The organism is Prosthecobacter sp., from assembly GCF_049294395.1.
Lineage (GTDB): Bacteria > Verrucomicrobiota > Verrucomicrobiia > Verrucomicrobiales > Verrucomicrobiaceae > Prosthecobacter.
Genome location: NZ_JBAQCR010000355.1, coordinates 1 through 13,971, shown reverse-complemented (window position 1 = coordinate 13,971; position 13,971 = coordinate 1). Strand labels below are relative to the sequence as shown.

The window sequence follows — 13,971 nt, the reverse complement described above, 5'->3', positions numbered from 1 at the left end:
CATGAACCGACCCACGCTTCACACTCTCGCACTGTCTCTGCTCACCACCGCTGCGCTCGCTGATGGCGCATTCTACGGCGATCCGCCGGATGCGACGCATCCATGGGCAATCCATGACATGAACCGTCCGCAGCCCGTGCGCGTGGAGCCGGGCACGTTCAGCACCCAGGAAAAGCCGGGCACACCGCCTTCGGATGCCGTCATCCTTTTCGGCGGGAAGCCGGAGGAGATTGAAAAATGGCAGGCGGACAAAACGCCTGCTGAGCCCACCAAGTGGGAAGTCAAAGACGGGGTGCTGCAATGCGTGCCGGGCAGCGGTTACGTGCGCACCAAGGAGGAATTTTCCGACTGCCAGCTCCACATTGAATGGAGTGCTCCTTCCAAGGTCGAGGGCAACAGCCAAGGCCGTGGCAACAGCGGCGTCTTCCTCATGGGTCAGGTCGAGGTGCAGGTGCTGGATAATTACAACAACCCCAGCTACCCGGATGGCATGGCGTCATCCATCTACGGCATCAACCCGCCGATGGCGAATCCGCTGCGTGCTCCGGGTGAATGGCAGACCTACGACATCGTCTTCCGCCGCCCCATCTTCAAAGACGGCAAGGAACTCGATCCCGGCTACATCACCGTTTTCGTGAACGGCGTGCTCACCCAGGACCACACACCTCTCGAAGGCGGTGGCGGCCACATGAAGCGTTCCTCCCCGCGCCCTTTCCCAGACAAGGGCCCGCTCAAGCTGCAGGACCACGGCAACCCCGTCCGCTATCGCAACATCTGGTACCGCCCTCTGCCCAAGCGCGCCATCGAGGGTGGTGAGACCAGTCACATGAGCGAAGCCGCCACCACGGCCAAGCGCGCTGAGATCGCAAAAAACATCCGTGAATCGGCCGCCAAGCTCGAAGGCATCGAGAAGATGCTGCACTACTTTGAGTCTCTCTGCTACGCGGACAATGCCGAAGCCCGTGAGTTTGCCATGGCCACCGTGCGCGATTTCGCCAGCGCGATGAAAGAGGTGCCCGCCGACAAAATCGAATCCAAGAAGAACGAGATTCTGCAGGTGACCAAGGCGCTGCGCTACCTCACCAAGTTCAAAATCCTGCCGGAAGACATCGACGCCAAGAAAGATTTGGAAGCCATCATCAAGGTGGAGGACTGGGAGCCTAAGCCGAAGAAAAAGTAGCCTTATTGCACAGCGACAAGGAAAGCCCTGTTCCGCATCCGCAGGAACAGGGCTGCTTTACACCGCGTCTGCCGCCAGCGCGGCATTGCCGATGATGCCGGCTTCGTTGCTGAAGCGTGCGGGCAAAATCTGCAGACGCTCCCAGACCACAGTGCTGAGCATGCTCTGCACCTTGTTTTTGAGCGGCGTGAAAATCAGATCTCCTGCTTGCGCCACACCGCCACCGATCACGAAGGCATCGGGATTGAGCAGCCAGGCGATGCTGGAGATCGCGGTGCCGAGCCAGTCGGCCACCTCGCCCCAGATCTGGCGGGCGATGTCATCTCCCGCCTGCGCTGCGTCGGCGATCTTTTTGGGCGTGCAGTCCGCGATGTCTTTCTCGATGCCCGCCTCGGAGTAACGCAGCACGGCGTGCTCGGCGATCTGCTGGTTTCCAGTGTACTTTTCCAGCGCGCCCAGATTGCCGTAGTGGCCGGCCTTGCCGTTGTAATCAATGCTCATCTGGCCGATCTCTCCCGCCACGAAGCCGCTGCCGCGGAACATCTTGCCATCAAGCACCAGACCACCGCCGATGCCGGTGCCCATCGTGAGGCCGATGACGTTTTTCAGGCCGCGTGCCGCCCCATGACGGAACTCGGCATAGGTCATCGCATTCGCATCATTTTCCACCAGCACGGGCAGCCCGGTCTTTTCGCTGAGGATGGCCTTGAGCGGCACATGCTTCCAGCCGGGGACGTTCGTCAGCTCATGCACAAAACCGTGATCAAAATCCACAAGCCCAGGAACGCCGACGCCGATGGCGCAGATGGGAGGGTAGGCCTTTTGCAGTTTCGCAACACGTGCGGCCATCTCCCCAATGAGCGCGGCAGGCCCGTGGAACTGCGTGGTGGGGATGGGCTCGTCAGTGACGAGCAGTTCATCGCCACGGCACACACCGAGTTTCACGGAGGTGCCGCCAAAGTCGATGCCAATAGAGGTTTTGTCAGTTTCAGCCATAACGCGTCCCGCCTCAAAGCGGGGCGCGGAGATTGCCCACCAAACGCAGTCCGTGCAAGGTCAAATCAGGGTCCGTAAGGATGTCCTCGCCCATGCCGGAAATAATCCATTCCGCATCCCCACCCGTGGCAACGATGCTGACCTTCTGCCCCCCGAGCTCTTTTTTCAGCGCCTCCAGGATGCCTTTCACCATCCCTCGATACCCGATGGCAGCCCCCGCAAGGATTGCTCCCTCGGTGGACTGGCCGATGGCCGTGGTGGGCTCACGAAGATCAACCCGGGGCAGCAGGGCGGTGCGTTCGTGCAGGTAATCGGTCATCAGCCGCAGTCCTGGCGCGATCACACCACCGATGTAAAACTTGTCTGCGGAAAGGATGTCGAAGGTCACCGCCGTGCCGAAGTCGATCACGATACCAGGCGCACCATGCATGTGCGCCAGTGCGACGGCATTGGCCAGACGATCTGGCCCGATGCTCTCAGGCTTCGGGTAGCGAATGCCGATGCCCATGGGCGTGTCATACCGCAGTTCGATGAGCTGGTCTCCCAACACTTCACGGAACGCAGGCACCGCCTTGGGCACGACGCTGCAAATCACAGCGCTTTCAAACTGCCAGCCCTGCGTGACCGCACGCACGGCATCGGGAGAAAGCTCTCGCGTGGCATGCTCCCGGCGTTCGAGAATCGCCTCACTCGTGGCTAGACCGAATTTGGTGCGACCATTACCGACATCAATGAGCAGCTGCCTCCGGCTCATGGTTTGGCAGCCTCGTCTTCCTTCTTGGCCTCTTCCTTTTTCTCTTCTTTTTTGTCCCCTTCCTTGGGGGCCTCGCCAAAGGTGTTCACGTTGAACATGCCTTCAGGGGCGCCTTTGGGCTCTGGAGGTTTGGGGCGAAGAGGATCCCCTTCGACAACGAGTGCCTTGGGCGGGTCCTTGACGTATTTCACGCATTGATAAAGGAGATTGTAGTTGTGACGCAGGGCGGCGGGGTAGGCGATGCGGCCCGGCTCGGTGACGTTTTCCCGCAGAAGCTTGCCGGCGAGGCTGGCGAAGACGTTGCTGCTGAGCTTGGCGGCTTTTTCCACAGTGCCGCCAGCGAGTTCACCTGCCGCCTTGGCAGCGGAACTGCCACCGCTGCGAAACATGTCGCTGCTAATGCGGCGCGCCTGAATGGAAATGGCCGCCTGGGAGGAAAGGAGGGTGCCGTCTGGCGCAAAGCTCATCTCGATGCTGGCATGGTCATCGGAAGAGAACATGCCGCGGAGGTGGTCCACCCGCACGGAGATGAAGACGCCCCCATCAGGCGCAGTGGTGACCTCCGGCTTGTAGGTGCGGAAGTCGACCTCCGAAAATTTGTACTCGGCGGCCTTCTTTTTCTCCTTCGTCCACCCGCCAAGACTTTCGCCGAATTTGTCGATGTCCACCTCCACGCCTGCGCGGGCAACGCTGGCAATCAGAAGGAACAGGGCAAAGGGGCGGAGGTTCATGCGCCACCACAGTGCTGCAAGAAACAATATTTTCAACTTCGGGGTATGCGGGCCTGCCGCCGAGCCAGCGTCCTCAGGTCAGCCGTCCCGTGATGTAGGCCTCGGTCTGCGGATCACGCGGGTGATGGAAGATGTTCATCGTCTCGTCCTCCTCGATCAGCCGGCCTTTGTAAAAGAACGCGGTGCGGTCGGCGATGCGCTTGGCCTGCTCCATGTTGTGCGTGACGATGACAAACGTGTACTGGCCGCGCAGCTGGTGAATCAGCTCCTCAATGCGCGCGGTGGCGATGGGGTCCAAGGCGGCGCAGGGTTCATCCATGAGCAGAATGCGTGGCTGCAGGGCAATGGCGCGGGCAATGCACAAACGTTGCTGCTGGCCGCCGGAAAGTCCGGTGGCCACTTCGTGGAGACGGTCCTTCACCTCATCCCACAGGGCGGCCGAGCGCAGGCTGCGTTCGGCGGCTTCTTCAAGGTCGTGGCGGTCTTTGATGCCGGCCACACGCAGGCCATACACGGCGTTTTCAAAAATGGAGCGCGGGAAGGGATTGTACTTCTGGAAGACCATGCCCACATTGCGGCGCAGGTTGATCACATCGACATCAGGCGCATAGAGATCGATGCCGTCGATTTTGATTTTGCCGCTGACAACGCGGGCGGATTCCACCAGGTCGTTGATGCGGTTGATGGAACGCAGCAAGGTGCTCTTGCCGCAGCCGGAGGGGCCGATGAGAGCCGTCACATCCTCGCTGCGCATGTTCAGATCGACGTCAAAGAGCACCTGGTTGTCACCATAGGCATAGTTGAACTTTTCCACCTGAATGAGCGGCTCTGCGGCAGTGGGAGCTGGAGTTTCGGCGGCCATTTTTTAACTGAAAGTGCCGCGCAAATAAGACTCGGTGAGCTTTTCGCGCGGATTGGTGAAGAGCTCCTCCGTGGGGGCAAACTCAACCAGTTTGCCAAGATGAAGGAAGGCCGTGTAGTCCGAGACGCGCACGGCCTGCTGCATGTTGTGGGTGACGATGACCACCGTGAATTCTTTGGCGAGCTGATGCATGAGCTCTTCGATTTTAAGCGTGGAGATGGGGTCGAGAGCCGAGCAGGGCTCGTCCATCAGCAGCACGTCCGGCACCGTGGCGATGGCACGGGCAATGCATAACCGCTGTTGCTGGCCGCCGGACAGGGCGAGGGCGTTCGCATGCAGGCGGTCCTTGAGCTCCTCCCACAGCGCGGCATGGCTCAGCGAGCGTTCGACGGCTTCATCGAGCACGCTTTTATTTTTCTCACCATGAATGCGCAGCCCATAGGCCACGTTTTCGTAGATGCTCTTCGGGAATGGGTTCGACTTCTGAAACACCATGCCGACCTGCTTGCGCAACTGCGTGAGATCCACGTCATCATCATGGATGTTCTTGCCTTTGACGAGCACTTCACCCTTCGTCACACGGGCGCTGGGCACGCGGTCGTTCATTCGATTGATGCAGCGCAGGAGCGTGCTCTTGCCACAGCCCGAAGGCCCGATGAGCGCCGTCACGCGGTGGTATTCGACCTTCAGATTGATGTCGAACAGCGCCTTGCTGCTACCGTAGCAAAAATCCATGTCCCTCACCTGGACGACAGGCGGCGGTGTGGACTGGGCGGTGGAATCGGCGGACATGAAAGGAGAAGCAATTACCAGCGATACTTGGCGCGCAGACGTTTGCGCAGCATCACGGAGCTGGCGGCCAGCGAGGCGACCAGAACGAGGAAAACGAAAACAGACCCATACTGCGCACGCTCCGCGTACTCGTTCTGCGGGATCTTGGCGGCAAGTGTGTAGATGTGATACGGCAGGGCCTGCACAGACTCGGTGAAGATGCCGAAAAAGCGCGCCACGCTCTGCTCCCAGTGCGCAAAGATCGACGCGTCCGCTGGCAGCGGCGGCAGGTCCTTCTGCCAGGGCAGCTTGTCTTTGAAAGCCAGCGCAGCGGTGAACATGATCGGAGCCGTTTCACCTGCCGCACGGGCGATGCCAAGGATGCTGGAGGTCAGAATGCCGGGCGTGGCAAAGGGCAGCACGCTGTAGCGGATGGTCTGCCAGCGCGTCGCACCCAGGGCCATGCTTGTTTCACGGAACCCCTGCGGCACCGCCTGCAGGCACTGCTCGCTGGCAGTGATGATGACGGGAAGGATGACAAAGGCGAGCGTGAAACCGCCGGAGAGCACGCAGGTGTCCCAGCCTTCAAAGCTCAATGTGGTGAAACCGAGCGGGATGGAGAACACGGAGCGCTCCGCCGGCACATCGACAAACGTCGGTGCGGTCAAAACGAAGGCCCCCAGGCCAAACAAACCGAACACGACCGAAGGCACGCCCGCGAGATTCAAGATCGCCAGCCGCACCATTTCGAGGAACTTGCCGTGCTTGGCATACTCGCTGAGATAGATCGCACAGGCGACGCCGAGAAAAAGCGCGACACCCACGCTGACAACCACGAGCAGCGCCGTGCCCACGATCGGCCCCAGGATCCCACCACCCGAATAGGAGATGGTTTTCTCCGCACGGAAGTTGTCGCCCAGCTTCTTCTTGATCGCGTCGGCGCCATTCACATCGGTTTCAATGTGATTGCCCTGCTGGTCTTCGATGACATGCAGCGTGGCCGGCAGTTCCGTGAGGAACTGCGTGTTCACAAACGGCCACTGCGACCGGAACACCACCGGCGCGCCTTTGACGAAAATGTGCAGCATGATCGCCAGCGTGATGATGACCACGATGTAGCTGCCGATGCGCAGGGCCCAGCGCGCAGCGGTCTCGCGCTGCTGAATGCCGGAGTTGTCGCCGGCGAAAGGATTGTCGTTGGTGGGGACAGGGGTCATGCCTTGTGGGGTTCAAAGCGGCGGGCCACGGCGCGGGCGCACCAGTTGACCAGCAGCGAGATGGCAAACAGCACGATGCCGACCATGAACAGCGCCTGCCAGTGCGAGCTGCCGCGTGACACCTCGCCAAGTTCCTGCGCGATGATGCCGGTCAGCGTGTGGGCCGGATGAAAAATGACGCCAGGTCCGGCGCTGAAGTCAGGAATGGCGATGCGGTTGCCCGCGACGAGCAGCACCACCATCGTTTCACCGACCACGCGGCCAAGGCCCAGCAGAATGGCGGAGAGAATGCCGGAGATGCCTGCGGGCACGATGACACGAAAGACAGTCTGCAGCTTGGTGGCACCGAGCGCGTCAGACGCATCAATGTAGGCACGCGGCACGTTGTTCAGCGCATCTTCCGAGAGACTGAACATGGTGGGCACGGCCATGAAAGCGAGCAGACAGCCCGCATTGAACATGTTGAGACGCTCCTGAATCGGGAATCCCGGCACCCATTGCAGCCAGCTCCATTCACTCACGTCTTTGATCAAATTCCCCACCAGCGAGATGCCGATGAATCCCAGCACGACCGAAGGAATGGCCTGAATGAATTCGATCACCGGCTTGATCAGCTCCTTCTCCCGTTCACTGGCAAACTGGTTCGTGTAAATGGCGGCCACCACACTGATGGGCGTGGCGATCAAAATGGCGATGGCGGCAATGACGAGCGAGCCCGTCAGCAGCGGGACAAAGCCAAAGAAATCCTGCCAGGAGCTGTTCGTGATCCATTGGGTGCCGAAGAAGAAAGCGCCAATGACGGTGAAAATGGATACCGGTTTGTCCCAGTGCCAGCCTTCAAGCTTTCCAGCCGCAGCCCGCATTTCACGGGCATGCACCGGAATCCCTTCACGCACATCGCTGACCAGTCTGCGGGCGGCTCGGGTGCCCGCGTCTTTGGGCAGATCAGCAGCGGCCTTTTCAATGACCACGGCATATTTTTCCACCTGCTCACGCAGTTCAGCCGTGCGTCCGGTGATTTCCTTGATGCTCTCCTCCAGATTCACCGTTTCAGCGACGGATTCCTCCGCCTCCTTGGTCAGGCTGGCTTTTTCTTTTGGATCAGTTTCTGTGGCGGCGGCTTCGAGAAGACGCAGGCGGTTGGTTTCCAGCACCTCAAACTCCACGGCTTTTTCCTTCGTCTCCAGAGCCTTCGCCTTGAGCTCGTCCACCACTTCTTGGAGCGGTTCCGTAGCTTCCTCAAATTCTTCCTGCGCCGTTACAAGAGCAGCAAACTTGGTGCGTGCCTCGCGGTCTTTGGCACTGAAATCCGCCACCAGCGTCTGCATTAGCGGTGGCAGGTCAGTGACCTCCGGTGTCAGCGCAGAGAATTCGCGCTGCATTTGTTCGCGTTCTGCGGCACTGAAAACAGCCGGATACTCCAGCGCTTTCGCAGCAGCCGCAGACGCCTCAGCCAGTTCTCGGCGAAAAACCTCGATCTGCTCCGGTGCGGGAGGCGTCTTCTCCAGCGCCTGCGTGAGCGATTCGCGCGGCCGCGCAGTCTTGTCCTCAACCTGTCGCTTCAGCAAAAAGGCCGCATCACGGCGGTCACGCGCCGACTTGCTCAGCGTTTCCAAGGATGCACTGACTGCCTGGCGCAGACTGCTGGAAAGCGCCTGATTCCGCTGCAACGGCTGGTCGATGATGTCACAAAACTCCAGGCCCGCCCGGCGATAGGTCTGCAACTCACGCTGGTAGGTCGGCAGAAAATCAATGCCCTCTCGCAGCAGGAACACCATGATCAGCACCAGCACGATGATGGCCACGCTGGCATTGCTGCCGAAGAAATATTTGATCAGCTTCTGGGGATCCACCCCAAGAATGGTGTGCTTGCGACTCCTGAGCAGCACGCTGCGCAGCGGCGGTCTGCTGGGCGTCGGGAGGCTGTTCATGCGGCTATGAGGGAAGAATGCACCGGAGTTGAAAACAAATCCGGCGGTCGAGACATGTCTCTTCCGCCGGACTGGTGAATCGGTCAATCAACAGTTATTTCGCAATGCTAAGTGGGACAAAGCCAGCCTTGTTGACAATCGCGTCGCCCGCAGGGCTGAGGCAGAAGTCGATGAAGGCCTTGGTGGTGCCGGTGGGTTCGCCGCTGGTGTAAAGATAAGTCGGGCGGGACAGCGGGTAGGACTTCACCGCCGCTGGGCTGGGGAAGGCACCTGCGATGGAGACCACCTTGATGCCCTTCGCACCCGAATACGCGTAGCCGACATAACCGATGCCGTTCGGATTGGAGCCCACTTCTGCCGCAATCTGCTCATTCCCAGCCATCTTCTGGCTGTTTTTGCCATACTCACGGCCTTTCATGGCCAGGCCGATGAAGTCTTTGTAAGTGCCCGAAGAAGTGTTGCGGGTGTAAACCGAGATGGGGCCGGGGGTGCCGCCGACTTCGCTCCAGTCCTTGATGTCACCGGCAAAAATCTGCAGCAGCTGCTTTTTGGAGAGATCGGACACGGGGTTGTTCTTGTTCACCACGACGGAGATCATGTCCCAGGCGACTTCGTATTCCGTGAGGGTCACTCCCTTGCTGCGGCAAAGTGTGCGCTCATCTGCCTTCACCTTGCGGCTGGACATGCCCACTTCCGCCGTGCCGGAGGCCAGATTCGTGAAAGCGGTGGAGGAACCTTCCGCCGCGATGTCAAAGCTGACTTTGCCACCCTGCTTCTTGAAGGATTCGGCCAGCTGCGGGACGAGCTTGGCTCCGAGGGTGTCGGAGCCGCGAATGCGCAGGGTGGTCTGAGCCTGAAGCGAAAGTGCTGCGGTCAAGGTGGTGACAAGGGTGAGGAAGGCGATCTTCATGAGGGTTGTAGGATAGAGTAAGGCGATAAGCTTGTCCGCCGGCAGTTCGCGGGTGACGAGGCGGATATTGGCGGAATGGGGCAGGTGGTCAAAATGCACACTGTGACGAAAGCGTCACAAACAGAATACTGAGCCCGCCGCCACCTCTCAAGAGGCAATTGCCATGTGAATAACTCACTTTCGTGACGAAAGCGTCACATTAAGAACCTCGCAGGGGAAACCGGTTACAGCCATGTGACATTCCTTTCCCAGGGGATACCACATCGCCTGGGGGAGCTCATTCAACTCACCTGACTCACCTCACACATGCGCCTCAAACATTCCCGCATTTCCCGTGTCATGGCTGCTCTTGCAGCCGTCGCCATCGCCCTGCCCCCCTCCTTGCCAGTTGCTGCTGGCCCTGCCATGGAAAAGCTCTTCTCCATCATGAAGGCCAAGGGCACCCTGAGCCAGGAGGAGTACGACATGCTGGTCGCCGCCTCGCGTGAAGAGGACAAGGAGAGGGACAAAGCCGCAGTGGCAGCCACTCCGGCGCCAGCAGCTTCAGCTCCTGCAGCCGGTTCCACGGCAAACACCTCCGCTCTCGAAAAGCGTCTGGCCCAAACCGAAAGCAAGGTGGGCAACCTTGAGAATGCCTTGAACCGCGCTGGCGGCACCACGCTGGAAAAACGCCTCTCTCAGACCGAGAGCAAGGTGGGCGATCTCGAAAACGTCATTTCCACGACCCGCGGGCAGATTGAGGACATCTCCAAGATCACCGACAACACCTCCCCCTCCACCATGTCGGCAGCAGAGCTCGACACCCTGCTGGCTGATAAATGGTACGAGCGCCTGAAAATGAAGGGCTACCTGCAAGTGCGTGCGGATTCCGTGATGCACGAAGATGGCGGTCAGCTGCATGTTCAGAATGACTCGTTTGCCAATGACCAGTCGAGCATCGGTGTCCGCCGCGGCCGTCTGGCCTTCAGTGGTGACCTGACCAACCATGTCTACCTCTATTTCCAGGCAGACTTGTTTGGCGGCGTCAATGGCAATGGCGGTGTGCAGGCACGCGACTACTACGCCGACGTCTCCCTCGACCCAGCCCGTGAACATCGCGTTCGCCTGGGTCTGTCCAAAGTCCCCTATGGCCATTCCATCTTGCAGTCATCCCAGAATCGGCTCGCCTTGGAGCGCCCTGAAGCCATCAGCACGGCCGTGGAAAGCGAGCGTGACTTTGGCGTCTACTACATGTATGCCCCTTATGAGATCCGCGAACGTTTCAAAAACCTCGTCAAGATGGGGCTGCGCGGTTCGGGTGACTATGGCATGATCGCCTTTGGTGCTTTTTCCGGCCAAGGCATCAACAAGCCGGACACGAACGGACAGCCGCATTGGGCGGCCCGTGCCACCTATCCCTTCGAGTTCGACAACGGTCAATTCCTCGAGCTAAGCGTCCAGGGCTATGCTGGGAAATTCAACACCACCACGGCAGCCATCCCCGGCGTGGGCACTCCTGCCAATGGCAACGGAGGCAACCGTGGTTTCACCGATGCACGCGTCGGCATTTCCGCCATCTTGTACCCGCAGCCCTTCGGCATCGAAACCGAATGGAACTGGGGCAAAGGACCGCAGCTTTCCAATGACATGCGCACCATCACCTCCTCCAGTCTGAGCGGCGGCTATGTGCAGGCAAATTACCGCCACGTGTTTGCCAACCAGCGCGAAATCATTCCCTTCGCCCGCTGGCAGACCTACAACGGCGGTCGTAAATTTGCCGTCAACGCACCGAAGGACAAGGTCAACGAAGTCGGCTTTGGTTTCCGCTACATCCCCTACCCGGAACTGGAGCTCACGGCCATGTTCATGCACGGCATGCGCACCAACACCAACGTGGCTCCTTACAGCAACGTGAATTACGACTACCTCGGCGTGCAGGCCCAGGTCAATTTCTAAGCGCTCATTTTTTGGTTAAGGTTGAGTGGGAGGCCGGATGCATCGGGAGTGCGTCCGGCCTCTTCGTTTTCAGGCGGTTAAGACGAACGGATGCAGGGTTGCTTTGTCTCACCTCATCCTTTAGTTTCACCTTCGCTTCAAAATCAGCGGCCCCATGGAAACCACACTCCAGCAGATTCTGTATGTTGCGGCAGTCATCGTTTTTGCCATCGCCTGCCGCTCCTTCAACAACCGCTTCATCCAGAAGCTGGGCTGGCTGGCTTTGCTGGGCGCCTCCTATCTCAGCGGCTACTACCTGACCTACTCGCACATCGGCGGCGCCATCTTTGTCGGTGCCTGGTTCATGCTGCCGTGGATGGAAATCGTCTTCCGCGTTCGGCGGCTGCGCTTCCCTATCAAAAGCGAGGTCAAGCACCGCTTCCCCCCTTCCCGCGAAGTCTTCCCTGAGCTCTCCGAGCTCAGCAGCGAGGCGGATGATGCCGGATTCACCGAAGTCGGTGACACCGGCTGGAAGTTCAGCCAGACAGACTACTTCATGCGGCTCTTCTACCATGCGGAAAAACGCATGCAGGCCGCCATCGCGCTGGCGCAGCAGGGGGAGTTTGGCTTTTCCTACGTCAGCCTCACTTCACGCACCATCAGTGGAGTCACCTTCACCACGACGAACTACCCATTCGCCGCCACGATGAAGCACTCCCCCAAGCAGCGCCTGAACCGCTTCACCCATGCGGGCTCGTTCTCTGACCTGCTGGAGCGCCATGAAGACTTCCTCCACCGCGAAGGCATCCGCTCCGAAGACCTGGCGCTGCAGGACACTGAGTATCTCCACGCCTACATCGAGCGCGACATGAGCGTGCTCATTGACCACAACATCACCGCAGGCGTCATCGAGCCCACCGGCAACGGCGAATTCCGCTATTCCTGGCGCGGCTGCATCTTCCTCTACTGGCAGGTGGTGAAGGATATGCTGCGGGTGTGAATCAGGGCCGGGGCATCCACTCGCGCAGCTTGGCCATCGTCAGCGTCGTATGGCTGAGCAGGAAAAAGTGATCCGCCTCCGGAACGGTGAATGCCTGCGTGACAGGTGCGAGCTGCCTCACCTGCGCGATGCGTCGGGCGAAATCTCCCGACTTCACGAAGTACTCGCCGCCCCCGGCGATGAACGCAGCCCGCGCATCACGCGGAAATTTCAGCAGCAGGTCCTCGGGAGGATACGCAGCCAGGCAGATCAGGCGGTCAAAGCGTTCCGGGTGCTTTGTGTACACATCACAAGCACCGAACCCGCCTGCTGAAAGCCCCATCAAAACCGGCTTCAGCACGGGTCGTCCCAGACGCAAGCCCACGGCCTGCACGCACTCCTGCACATACTCGCTGGTAATGGTTGAGGTGTTGATGCCATGAGCGGGACAGACAATGATCTGATTGCCAAAATGCTCGGCCAGCAAATGCTGATACCACAGGAAACTGCCGCCATAACCGTGCAGAAACAGCAGCATTGGAGTCCGCGCATCCGCCCCCGTGGGCATGTGCACCAGCGCCAGCCCTTCCTGCGGACGTTTTTCCGCAAAACAATACGGCAGCGCCGAAGCCACACCGGAGTAGGCCGGTGATTTGGCGATCAACGCATAACGCTCCGCCACCAAAGGCCGCATCATGCCCGCCTGCGCAGGCGTCAGTCCAAGCATCGCGGGTTGTGACAGAGCCAGGGCGACGATCGCAGACTCTGGCAGCGTGGTCAGCGCCAGCCGGAACATCGGCAGGAAATCCGCCGTCGGACGACTGAACTGCGGCGGTGCTGCTGCGTGCGTGGTCTTCCAGGTGACCCGGATGACCTCATCCGCATGCACTGCCCACGAACCGCAGATTAGGAAAAGGGGCAGCAGCCAGCGCATTCCAAAATTCTACCGCGCCAGCCTGCCGCATGACAATCAGGAACTGTGACGGGCAGGGCGAATCATCGCATCGGCTCAAGATCCGGGAGCAGGCTGCGGCTGATTGCGGGCGGCTTCAGCGGCGGCACGCTGCGCAGCTTCGGCAGCAGCCCTCTGCGCGGCCTCTGCGGCAGCACGCTGGGCTTCTTCCTGAGCACGACGCGCCTGCTCCTCTGCTTGGCGCTGAGCCATCTCCTGGGCACGCCGGGCCTGCTCTTCCGCCTGACGCTGAGCCATTTCTTGGGCTTGCTGAGCAGCCTCCTGCTGGGCGCGCATCTGCTGTTCTTCAGCCGCACGGCGGGCCTGCTCCTGCGCACGCTGCATTTCCGCCTCCTGCTGACGGCGAGCCTGCTCTTCCGCCTGGCGCTGGGCCATTTCTTGAGCACGACGTTCGGCTTCCTGCTGGGCGCGCATTTGCTGCTCTTCAGCCGCACGGCGGGCCTGCTCCTGCGCACGCTGCATTTCAGCCTCCTGCTGACGACGGGCCTGCTCTTCAGCCTGGCGCTGGGCGGCCATTTCTTGAGTGCGGCGTTCGGTTTCCTGCTGCGCCTTCATTTGCTGCTCTTCAGCGGCACGGCGGGTGGCTTCCTCCTGCTGGCGCTGCTGCATGGCTGCGGCTTCAGTCTGCTGACGAACCCGTTCTGCTTCTGCGGCGGCGGCTTGTTCGGAAGCCATGCGTTCAGCCGTGGCACGCTGCTGCTGGGCCGCCATCTCCTGCTGTTGCTGGGCTGCGGTCGCAGCGGCCTGCTGGCG

13 protein-coding genes are annotated in these 13,971 nt (G+C 60.2%); 4 read left to right on the top strand and 9 right to left on the bottom strand.

Annotated features, from left to right (window positions below; translation table 11 throughout):
* Position 1: 1 nt before the first annotated feature.
* Positions 2 to 1,180, top strand: coding sequence for a 3-keto-disaccharide hydrolase (locus WAW39_RS23725; protein WP_422321638.1), 1,179 nt, complete (start codon positions 2 to 4; stop codon positions 1,178 to 1,180).
* A gap of 57 nt (positions 1,181 to 1,237) precedes the next feature.
* Here the strand turns inward: WAW39_RS23725 and WAW39_RS23720 are convergent, their stop codons facing one another.
* The 8 genes from WAW39_RS23720 to WAW39_RS23685 form a co-directional block, all read right to left on the bottom strand.
* Positions 1,238 to 2,176, bottom strand: coding sequence for an ROK family protein (locus WAW39_RS23720; protein ID WP_422321637.1), 939 nt, complete (start codon positions 2,174 to 2,176; stop codon positions 1,238 to 1,240).
* A 13-nt stretch (positions 2,177 to 2,189) separates the two neighbouring features.
* Positions 2,190 to 2,930: a type III pantothenate kinase gene (locus WAW39_RS23715; protein WP_422321636.1), complete on the bottom strand. Its 741-nt coding sequence runs from the start codon at positions 2,928 to 2,930 to the stop codon at positions 2,190 to 2,192.
* Positions 2,927 to 3,661 (bottom strand): hypothetical protein, encoded by a 735-nt coding sequence (locus WAW39_RS23710; protein WP_422321635.1) that lies wholly within the window; start codon positions 3,659 to 3,661, stop codon positions 2,927 to 2,929. The genes WAW39_RS23715 and WAW39_RS23710 overlap by 4 nt, the downstream gene beginning before the upstream one ends.
* A 73-nt stretch (positions 3,662 to 3,734) precedes the next feature.
* A complete protein-coding gene (pstB, locus tag WAW39_RS23705; protein WP_422321634.1) occupies positions 3,735 to 4,523 on the bottom strand; it encodes a phosphate ABC transporter ATP-binding protein PstB in 789 nt (262 codons plus the stop codon).
* Between the two features lie 3 nt (positions 4,524 to 4,526).
* Positions 4,527 to 5,315 carry a phosphate ABC transporter ATP-binding protein PstB gene (gene pstB / locus WAW39_RS23700; RefSeq protein WP_422321633.1) on the bottom strand — a complete coding sequence of 263 codons (789 nt, stop codon included), beginning with the start codon at positions 5,313 to 5,315 and terminating at the stop codon, positions 4,527 to 4,529.
* A 14-nt stretch (positions 5,316 to 5,329) separates the two neighbouring features.
* Positions 5,330 to 6,511, bottom strand: a complete 1,182-nt coding sequence (pstA, locus tag WAW39_RS23695; protein WP_422321632.1) for a phosphate ABC transporter permease PstA — start codon at positions 6,509 to 6,511, stop codon at positions 5,330 to 5,332.
* Positions 6,508 to 8,442, bottom strand: coding sequence for a phosphate ABC transporter permease subunit PstC (gene pstC, locus WAW39_RS23690; protein WP_422321631.1), 1,935 nt, complete (start codon positions 8,440 to 8,442; stop codon positions 6,508 to 6,510). The genes pstA and pstC overlap by 4 nt, the downstream gene beginning before the upstream one ends.
* Before the next feature lie 94 nt (positions 8,443 to 8,536).
* Positions 8,537 to 9,352: a PstS family phosphate ABC transporter substrate-binding protein gene (locus WAW39_RS23685; protein ID WP_422321630.1), complete on the bottom strand. Its 816-nt coding sequence runs from the start codon at positions 9,350 to 9,352 to the stop codon at positions 8,537 to 8,539.
* A 306-nt stretch (positions 9,353 to 9,658) separates the two neighbouring features.
* Between WAW39_RS23685 and WAW39_RS23680 the strand changes: the two genes are divergently transcribed.
* The gene (locus WAW39_RS23680) at positions 9,659 to 11,287 is read left to right on the top strand and encodes a porin (RefSeq protein ID WP_422321629.1); all 1,629 of its coding nucleotides are present in this window, start codon (positions 9,659 to 9,661) and stop codon (positions 11,285 to 11,287) included.
* 154 nt (positions 11,288 to 11,441) lie between these two features.
* Positions 11,442 to 12,266, top strand: a complete 825-nt coding sequence (locus WAW39_RS23675) for a hypothetical protein (protein ID WP_422321628.1) — start codon at positions 11,442 to 11,444, stop codon at positions 12,264 to 12,266.
* A 1-nt stretch (position 12,267) separates the two neighbouring features.
* Here WAW39_RS23675 and WAW39_RS23670 read toward each other — a convergent pair whose 3' ends face one another.
* On the bottom strand, positions 12,268 to 13,179 hold the full coding sequence (locus WAW39_RS23670) for an alpha/beta hydrolase (protein WP_422321627.1): 912 nt from the start codon (positions 13,177 to 13,179) through the stop codon (positions 12,268 to 12,270).
* A gap of 45 nt (positions 13,180 to 13,224) precedes the next feature.
* On the opposite strand from WAW39_RS23670, the gene WAW39_RS23665 reads away from it, so the two are divergent.
* Positions 13,225 to 13,971 (top strand): hypothetical protein (locus WAW39_RS23665; RefSeq protein ID WP_422321626.1); only part of this gene is annotated, 747 nt, incomplete at its 3' end.